At 63.9% G+C, this 1,760-nt stretch carries 1 protein-coding gene and 1 pseudogene; both read right to left on the bottom strand.

Going from position 1 to position 1,760, the window contains the following annotated elements; translation table 11 throughout:
* Nucleotides 1–440: hypothetical protein (locus tag NKJ06_RS35290; RefSeq protein ID WP_352812542.1), on the bottom strand; the 440-nt coding region annotated here is incomplete at its 3' end.
* 219 nt (nucleotides 441–659) lie between these two features.
* Nucleotides 660–1,658 (bottom strand): annotated as a pseudogene (locus tag NKJ06_RS35295) (AAA family ATPase); the annotation flags it as partial.
* Nucleotides 1,659–1,760 lie beyond the last annotated feature (102 nt).

The raw sequence follows: 1,760 nt of genomic DNA on the forward strand, positions 1-1,760 counted from the left end.
TCCGCTAAACACGGGGGCTGCGCGACGGACACCCCGACGTCACCGCGATGCCACGCCATTTTTGCAGAACTTGACGCACACAACTCCATATAGGTTCCTTGGCCGGTGGCAGCCTGAAGCCGCCGATCGAGTGCATTGATCTGCCCAAGCTTCGAACGGGCTGAGGTCGACGCAGTGTGCTGGATAATATCCGCCTGCTGCATCAGGTCGCGGGCCTGATCCTGCGTGATCTTGCCAGTTTTCCTAGCCGCGCGGATACCCTGCTTCACGCCGAGCAACTGCTCTGACGCCGCCCTCGCTTCCGGATCCGCTGGCACCGATGCCGTGGTCTGGGTGTCGACCTTTACCCTGTGGTGACGGTCCACAGCGTAGGCGCTCGAAAGCGGTATGGCCGCGAAGATCGATGCGGCCGCGATGATTTTTGGCATGAAGGTGCGCATGACGATATCTCCTATGATGAAGCGAGCGGCGAAGCCGCTTTCCAAAAGGGCCGTTTGGTCGCGTCGAGCCGCAGTGGCGCATTCATCGGCCGGCGGTCCTCGGCCCGAGAAGGCATATATGGAGGCCACTCCGGCGTTGAAACGACTTGGAACGCAAATGTTATTGGATGTGATCGGGCGTTGAATTGCGGCTGACGGGTAGTTGACAGCCGGACCGCGTCAGCTCGCTTCGCGCATCGCCTCGGCCGCCTGCAGGTCGACCGACACAAGCTGGCTGACGCCCTGCTCGGCCATGGTCACGCCGAACAGCCGGTTCATACGCGCCATGGTGATGGGATTGTGGGTGATGATGACGAAACGCGTCTCGGTGGTGGCAGCCATTTCGTCCATGAGATTGCAGAAGCGCTCGACATTGTGATCGTCGAGCGGGGCGTCGACTTCGTCGAGCACGCAGATCGGCGCCGGATTGGTCAAGAACACCGCGAAGATCAGCGACATCGCCGTCAGCGCCTGCTCGCCGCCGGACAACAGTGTCATGGTCTGCGGCTTCTTGCCGGGCGGGCGGGCAAGAATCTCGAGACCTGCCTCGAGCGGATCGTCGGATTCGATCAGCTGCAACTCCGCCGTGCCGCCGCCGAACAGATGCGAGAACAGCCGCTGGAAATGGCTGTTGACGACGTCGAAGGCGGCAAGCAATCGCTCACGGCCTTCGCGGTTGAGGCTCTGGATTGCTTGCCTGAGCTTGCGGATCGCCTCGATGATGTCCTCGCGCTCGGATACGATCGCCTCGAGCCGGTCGGAAAGCTCCTTTTGCTCTTCCTCGGCGCGCAAATTGACGGCGCCGAGCCGTTCGCGCTCTATCTTCAGCCGATCGAGCTGGCGTTCGATCTCGGCCATTTCCGGCATCGGGCTGTCAGCCTCCAGACCAGTGTGGCGAATGACCAGATGCGGCGGCGTGTTCAGCGTCTCCTGAATGCGCGCCTCGACCTCCAGCCGGCGTTCGTCGGCCGCCGTCAGCCGCTCTTCGGCACGAACGCGGGTCTCGCGTGCCTCGGCCAGGAACTGGATGGCGCCGGTGGCGGCCTTGTCCATTTCGGATTGCCGGTTCTCGGCTTCCTGCAAACGGTCGGCCGCCGTCTTGCGCAAGGTCTCGGCCTCGGTGAGCTGCGACAGCAAGGCGCGCCGCTTGGCGTCGATTTCATCGGGCAAATCCGCCACTCGCTAGCGTTACGCCGCCGGGGCGGGGTTGGGCGCCCCCAGCCCGGCGCGGGATAAACAGAGACCCGCCGCGCCGCGCGACGGGCACGGGGGGAGGGGGGG

Source organism: Mesorhizobium sp. M0293, from assembly GCF_040321735.1.
Classification (GTDB): Bacteria; Pseudomonadota; Alphaproteobacteria; order Rhizobiales; family Rhizobiaceae; genus Mesorhizobium.